The 6295-nt window shown below is 63.9% G+C and carries 7 protein-coding genes; 5 read left to right on the plus strand and 2 right to left on the minus strand.

Features of this window, described 5'->3' with window-relative positions; translation table 11 throughout:
- Both QCE63_RS06325 and pbpG read left to right on the plus strand, forming a co-directional pair.
- A partial coding sequence (locus tag QCE63_RS06325; protein ID WP_309831590.1) for a hypothetical protein occupies positions 1 to 195 on the plus strand: 195 nt, incomplete at its 5' end.
- Between the two features lie 341 nt (positions 196 to 536).
- Positions 537 to 1730, plus strand: a complete 1194-nt coding sequence (gene pbpG / locus QCE63_RS06330; RefSeq protein ID WP_309831591.1) for a D-alanyl-D-alanine endopeptidase — start codon at positions 537 to 539, stop codon at positions 1728 to 1730.
- Between the two features lie 85 nt (positions 1731 to 1815).
- Here pbpG and QCE63_RS06335 read toward each other — a convergent pair whose 3' ends face one another.
- A complete protein-coding gene (locus QCE63_RS06335) occupies positions 1816 to 2631 on the minus strand; it encodes an IclR family transcriptional regulator (protein ID WP_309831593.1) in 816 nt (271 codons plus the stop codon).
- A 190-nt stretch (positions 2632 to 2821) separates the two neighbouring features.
- On the opposite strand from QCE63_RS06335, the gene QCE63_RS06340 reads away from it, so the two are divergent.
- A complete protein-coding gene (locus QCE63_RS06340) occupies positions 2822 to 3556 on the plus strand; it encodes a (Fe-S)-binding protein (RefSeq protein ID WP_309831595.1) in 735 nt (244 codons plus the stop codon).
- A gap of 23 nt (positions 3557 to 3579) precedes the next feature.
- The gene (locus QCE63_RS06345) at positions 3580 to 4992 is read left to right on the plus strand and encodes a lactate utilization protein B (RefSeq protein ID WP_309831598.1); all 1413 of its coding nucleotides are present in this window, start codon (positions 3580 to 3582) and stop codon (positions 4990 to 4992) included.
- Between the two features lie 83 nt (positions 4993 to 5075).
- On the opposite strand, the gene QCE63_RS06350 is transcribed toward QCE63_RS06345, so the two are convergent.
- Positions 5076 to 5660, minus strand: coding sequence for a hypothetical protein (locus QCE63_RS06350; protein ID WP_309831600.1), 585 nt, complete (start codon positions 5658 to 5660; stop codon positions 5076 to 5078).
- A 262-nt stretch (positions 5661 to 5922) separates the two neighbouring features.
- On the opposite strand from QCE63_RS06350, the gene QCE63_RS06355 reads away from it, so the two are divergent.
- Positions 5923 to 6138, plus strand: coding sequence for a hypothetical protein (locus QCE63_RS06355; protein WP_309831602.1), 216 nt, complete (start codon positions 5923 to 5925; stop codon positions 6136 to 6138).
- The last annotated feature ends 157 nt before the right edge of the window (positions 6139 to 6295 follow it).

The raw sequence follows: 6295 nt of genomic DNA on the forward strand, positions 1-6295 counted from the left end.
GCTTGCGGCGAGAGGGCTTGCGGCGAGAGGGCTTGCGGCGAGAGGGCTTGCGGCGAGAGGGCTTGCGGCGAGAGGGCTTGCGGCGAGAGGGCTTGCGGCGAGAGGGCTTGCGGCAGCGCGGACCGCGCGCGGCTTCAGAAGTTCGTCTTACTTTTTAACCTCACCGCGTACACCAAAATCGTGAAGAAACGTTAACATCTCGGCTGCTCGACCCGCAGTGCGCTGTCCGCCGCATTCTCGACACCCATCCCCGCTTCAAAAAATTTCGTTGTCACTGACGCGTTGTTAAGCGTTTGACTAAAGTCACGGAAAGTATTGCCGATAGTGCGCTGGTCACATGTAGTTAAGGCGCGCTCTCGCAGCAATTGTTCTGCCGGAATGATCGTTTTTTCCGATCGGGATGCGTTTCATGATCGATAATACGCAATCACGGCTTACAACTCGGTTTAACGAGCACCGATAAGTGCTTAATATTGCTTAAATTTCGTAGCTTCACTACACTTGGCGGTACCCTCCAGCCGCCCAACAGAACACTAATGAAAACCGAAATGTTTTCGTCGTTGAAGGTGGTGCATGGCGTCGCAGTGCGATCCGCGCTGTCGCTCGCCGTCTCCATCGCAGTAGCGACGTCCTTCGCAGCGGCTCCGGCTGAAGCCCTTGCAAAGACTGCAACCGCCACTAAAACCGTCAAAAAAACCGCCCAATCCGCCACCAAGGCCGCCAAGCCCGCCCGTGCCGCGAAGACCGCGCTGAAATCGCCCAAGCCAGTGAAGGCCGCCAAGGTCGCCGCCGCGAACGACGATGACGACGCGCCGCGCGCGTCACGCAAGCGCCGTGTCGCGTATCACATGGAGCCGCACGCCCGGCGCGGCGCGGTCCACGCGGTGGCGTTCCAGCCGCGTTCGCCTTCGGTGGGACAGGCATTCGGCCTGCATGACACGCCCGACAGCCTCGCGCTGCGTTCGAGCGTCGCTTATGTGATCGACCAGAACACCTCCGAAACGCTCTTCGACAAGAATTCGCGCGCCGTCGTGCCGATCGCATCGATCACCAAGCTGATGACGGCCATGGTCGTGCTCGACTCGCACGCGCCGCTTACCGAGGACATCTCCGTCACCGACGAAGATCGCGATTACGAGAAGTTCACCGGCTCGCGTCTCTCGGTCGGTTCGATGCTGAATCGCGAGGACATGCTGCACATCGCGCTGATGGCATCGGAAAACCGCGCGGCAGCCGCGTTGTCGCGTTATTACGCGGGTGGACGTCCGGCCTTCATCGCCGCGATGAACGCGAAGGCGAAGTCGCTCGGCATGAGCGATACCCACTTCGAGAATTCCACCGGCCTCACCAGCCAGAACGTGTCGAGCGCGCGTGACCTCGCCAAGATGGTCAACGCCGCGTATCAGTACCCGCTGATCCGCAAGTTCTCGACCGACCGCAGCTACGACGTCTTCACCGGCAAGCGCAATCTCGCCTACAACAGCACGAATGCGTTGATCCGCAACGCGTCGTGGGACATCGGATTGCAGAAGACCGGCTTCATCAACGAAGCGGGCGAGTGCCTGGTGATGCAGGCAACCGTTCACGGCCGCCCGGTCGTGATGGTGCTGCTCGATTCCTACGGCAAGTATTCGCGTTTCGCCGATGCCGGCCGTCTGCGTTCGTATCTCGACACGCTCGGTGAACCGCACATCATGAGCGCCGACATGGGCGGCGGCGCGAATCCTTAAGCTCAGCGCATCGGCCGGGCTTCCAAAGCAAAACGGGATTCGTCGAAAGACGAATCCCGTTTTCTATTCACACACGAAAGACGGCTCAACGATGCGCGTGCGTGGCGTGCTGCGCCTCCGCGGCGGCCTGCTCCGGGTGATAGCCGAGCGAGCGTGAAATCTCCAGCGCCGTATGGCTCAGTTGCTTGAGCCACGCGTCCTGCAGCCGGTCGGCAGGCGCCGACAGCGACAACCCCGCAACCAGCCGCCCGGTATCGTCATAGATGCCCGCTGCGATGCAGCGCACACCCAGTTCGAGTTCCTCGTTGTCGCGCGCGCAGGACTGCTGGCGCACCAGCAGCAGTTCGCGTTCGAGCTTGGCGAGATCGGTGATGCTGTTCTGCGTGTGTCCCGACAGCCCGGTGCGCGTCGCGTAGGCGCGCACGCGCGTGGCTTCGTCGGCGGCGAGGAACAGCTTGCCCACCGACGTGAGATGCAGCGGCGCCCGCCCGCCGATTGCCCGCACCACCTGCATGCCCGAGCGCTCCGAGTAGGCGCGCTCGATATAGACGATCTCGTCGCCCTGGCGCACCGACAAATTGACCGTCTGGCCCGTCTGGCGATGCAGCTCGCGCATCGGCGGCATCGCGGCCTCGCGTACGGAAAGGCGCGCTTTCACCAGATTGCCGAGTTCGAGCAGGCGCATGCCCAGCCGGTACGTGCCGGGATCCGAGCGGTCGACGAGCCGGCACAGCACCATGTCATTAAGAATGCGGTGCGCGGTGGACGGATGCAGCTCGGTGCTCTGCGACAGTTCTTTGAGACTGACGGGATCGGTGTGATCGGCGAGTGCGTCGAGCAGACGCATCATGCGTTCGATCACCTGAATGGAGGTTTTGGAATCCGGGTTCGTATCGCTCATCGTGAAAAATCGGTTGATGCGTCAAACAGCGGAAATGCGATTGTATCTCGTATCGTGAAAAGGCAAGCAGGCCATTTGCCTCGGGCGCATCGGCCGCGTGCTCCGAAAGCCGTGAGCGGGCCGGCGCGGCGGTGTTTTCACGGATAATTGCCGGGCGTTCACATCACTCTACAAAACAGGAAACGCCCCCATGCGAGTCGGATTATTCGTGACATGTCTCGTCGACATGATGCGCCCCGAGATCGGCTTCTCCGCGATCAAGCTGATCGAGCGCGCGGGCTTCGAAGTCGTCGTGCCGCCGGCGCAGACCTGCTGTGGCCAGCCTGCCTACAATTCCGGCGACCGCCCGCTCGCCCGCGACTTGGCCGAAAAGACCCTGCGCGAATTCGAGCAATTCGATTATGTCGTGGTGCCGTCGGGTTCCTGCGGCGGCATGATCCGCGCCCATTACGGCGATCTGTTCCGCGACGATCCCCAATTGATGAGCCGCTTCGCCCGGCTTCAGCCGCGTGTGTTCGAACTTACCGATTTCCTCGTGACGGTCGCCGGTGCGCAAATGGAACCTGCGGGCTTCGAAGGCACGGCGACCTATCACGATTCCTGCTCCGGCTTGCGGGAACTCGGCGTAAAGACCCAGCCGCGTGAGCTTTTGTCGCAGGCCGGCGTGGCCGTGACGGAGATGACGGCCTGCGAGCATTGCTGCGGTTTCGGCGGCACCTTCGCGGTGAAGTACGGCGACATCTCGACGGCGATCGTCGATGAAAAGTGCGCCAACATCCGGGCGAGCGGGGCGGATGCGGTCGTGCTGGGCGATCTCGGCTGCATGCTGAATATCGAGGGCCGGCTGCGCCGCACCGGCGACACCACGACACGCGTGCTGCACATCGCGCAGGTGCTTGCCGGCGACGCGCCGGCCGGCGTCTGACAACAGCGGACGGAGCACTCCCCATGCAAGTTCAGACGATGCAGTTCAAGGCGCGCGTCGGCAGCAAGCTCGCGGACGAACGCCTGCAACAGAACCTCAAGAAGCTGTCGACGAAGTTCGTCACCGGGCGCGCGAACGCGGTGCGCGACATCGACTTCGAGGCGACGCGCGCGGCGCTGAAGGAACGGCGCAACCGGGCGCTGGAGAACCTCGATGTCTGGCTCGAGACCTTCGAGCGCGAGGCAAGCCGGCGCGGCGCAACCGTGCTGTACGCCGAATCGACGCAGGACGCCGCGCGGCTGGTGGCGGAGATCGCGCGCAAGCACGACGTGAAGAAGGTCATCAAGACCAAATCGATGGTGTCGGAAGAGATGCAGCTCAATCGCGTGCTGGGCGAGATGGGCGTGCAGTCGATCGAAACGGATCTCGGCGAATACATTCTGCAGATCAACGGTAACGAGCCGCCGAGTCACATCATCGCGCCGGTCGTGCACAAGGATAAGGACGAGATCGCCGACCTCTTCGCGAAGACGCACCACAAGCCGCGCCTGACCGACATCCCCGAGATGACGCGCGAGGCGCGCGAGGTGCTGCGGCCGCATTTCATGTCGGCGGACATGGGCGTGACCGGCGGCAATTTTCTGATCGCGGAAACGGGTTCGGTGGCGGTCGTCACGAACGAGGGTAACGAAGGCATGTGTACCGTGATGCCGCGTGTGCACGTCGCGGTGACGGGCATCGAGAAGGTGCTGCCGACACTCGAGGATCTCGCGACCGCCATGCGCCTGCTGCCGCGCTCGGCGACCGGACAGACGGTGTCGAACTATTTCTCGCTGCTGACCGGCCCGCGCGCCCCGGATGACACCGATGGTCCCGAGCATATGTACTTCGTGCTCGTCGACGGCGGGCGCACCGGGCTGATCGGCGGCGAGTTCCAGGAGATGCTGCGCTGCATCCGCTGCGGGGCGTGCATGAACCATTGTCCGGTGTATCAGAAGATCGGCGGACATGCGTACGGCTGGGTGTATCCCGGGCCGATGGGGTCGGTGCTGACGCCGGCCTATGTAGGCATCGACCGCGCGCTGGACCTTCCGCAGGCCGCCACGCTATGCGGGGAGTGCAACAGCGTGTGTCCGGTGGGGATTCCACTGTCGGATCTGCTGCGCAAGCTGCGCGAGAAACAGATGGAGCGGCGGTTGCGGCCCTGGAACGAGCGCGCCGGGCTCGCGGTGTGGGGCTATCTCGCGAAGCATCCGACCGCCTACGCGCTGTTCACGAAACTCGCGGTGCGCGTGCTGGAGCGCATGGGCGGCAAGGGCCGGTCGATTGCACGCCTGCCGCTGGGCGCTGGCTGGACCGCGACGCGCGACATGCCTGCGCCTGTCGGCCGGACCTTCCGGGAGTTGTACAAGGCGCAACGGTCGCATCTGGGCTGAGCGCTGCAACCTGACGCTGCAATGAAAGACGGCGCCCGACTCGTCGTCGGGCGCCGTCTTTTTGGGTAGCTGGAGAGGCGGACTCAGTTGCCGATCGGCCCGCTGTGCCAGCGGCCGCCATTGCCGCCGCCGCCATTACCGCCACCGCCATTACCGCCACCCCCACGATTGCCGCCCTGGTTGCCGCCCGGATTCGACGGCGGCGGTGCGGCTTGGGGCCGCATCGGCGGGCCGCCGACTGCCCGCGGCAACGCCCCGCCGTTGGCCTGGGGCGGCGGACCGCCCGGCGGGCGTCCGCCACCGGCTTGTGGAGGCGGACCGCCGTGGCCGCCGCCGGCCTGCGGCGGAGGACCACCGTATCCACGGTTCGGCGGCGGCCGGTTGTTCCATCCGCCGGGCGGCGGACGGCGCCAGCCGGGGCCGTCGTCCCAATAGCGGCCCGGACCCGGGCCGCCATAGTAATACCCGCCGCCTACGACCACGCCCGGCTGCACGACAGGCGGGCCACCGTAATAACCGTCATAGCCGGGCGTGTCGTACACGGTTGCGGGATAGCCGCCGGCCGGATAACCGCCGCCGTAATATCCCCCGGCATCGGGATACGCCGCGCAACCGCCAAGCAGCGCGGCGGACGAGGCGAACAAAAGACCAGCGACTGCGGATTTCATGATCTTGGAATAATTCGTTGGAGCGTTACTTATTAAGACACGCGCAGCCTTCCGATGTCCCGACAACTTTGTAAGCCTTTATGACGGCGACTGGCCGCGTGACGCTGCGTTTGCAGTCGCATCGTCGTGGCAGCCTTGTTGCCCTGGCTGCAACAAAGCTTTGCTTTTCAATACCTTTTTAAGATTCTCGCATTTCCGTAACATTTCGACTGTCGACAAGTGGGCGTTGGCTCCGCTGCGACATCGAATCGAGGTAGTCCACATGAGAAAGACAATATTGACTTACTGGCCCGTCGCAATGCTGCTGCCTATTGCGCTGGCCTTTTGCATGCAGGCGGGCAGCAACGGCGCGGCCGGCGTGCGCCAGGAACAGACCGACGTCGCGAGCGTGAGCGCCGAACTGGCGCGGGCGATTTCATACGGTTTCGTCGACGCGGACGATGCCGTCACCGTGCCGGCTGCCCCGCGCACGCTGTAGCGCGCGATCGAGCAGCGCGAAAAAAATGGCGCCCTCGCGTTACACGCAGGGCGCCATTTCTTCGTGCGGCCGCCCGGGCGGGCGGCCGGCCACCAAACAGAGGTTCTTAAAGGCGGGCGCGTATAAACAAAAACGCGCCCACCACAAGGAATACACC

It is taken from the genome of Caballeronia sp. LZ065 (assembly GCF_031450975.1).
Taxonomy (GTDB): Bacteria; Pseudomonadota; Gammaproteobacteria; order Burkholderiales; family Burkholderiaceae; genus Caballeronia.

Bases quoted from the DNA above. Each gene is read 5' to 3' on its own strand.
- pbpG (WP_309831591.1), top strand. From the start codon at position 537: ATGAAAACCGAAATGTTTTCGTCGTTGAAGGTGGTGCATGGCGTCGCA.
- QCE63_RS06335 (WP_309831593.1), bottom strand. From the start codon at position 2,631: ATGAGCGATACGAACCCGGATTCCAAAACCTCCATTCAGGTGATCGAA.
- QCE63_RS06340 (WP_309831595.1), top strand. From the start codon at position 2,822: ATGCGAGTCGGATTATTCGTGACATGTCTCGTCGACATGATGCGCCCC.
- QCE63_RS06345 (WP_309831598.1), top strand. From the start codon at position 3,580: ATGCAAGTTCAGACGATGCAGTTCAAGGCGCGCGTCGGCAGCAAGCTC.
- QCE63_RS06350 (WP_309831600.1), bottom strand. From the start codon at position 5,660: ATGAAATCCGCAGTCGCTGGTCTTTTGTTCGCCTCGTCCGCCGCGCTG.
- QCE63_RS06355 (WP_309831602.1), top strand. From the start codon at position 5,923: ATGAGAAAGACAATATTGACTTACTGGCCCGTCGCAATGCTGCTGCCT.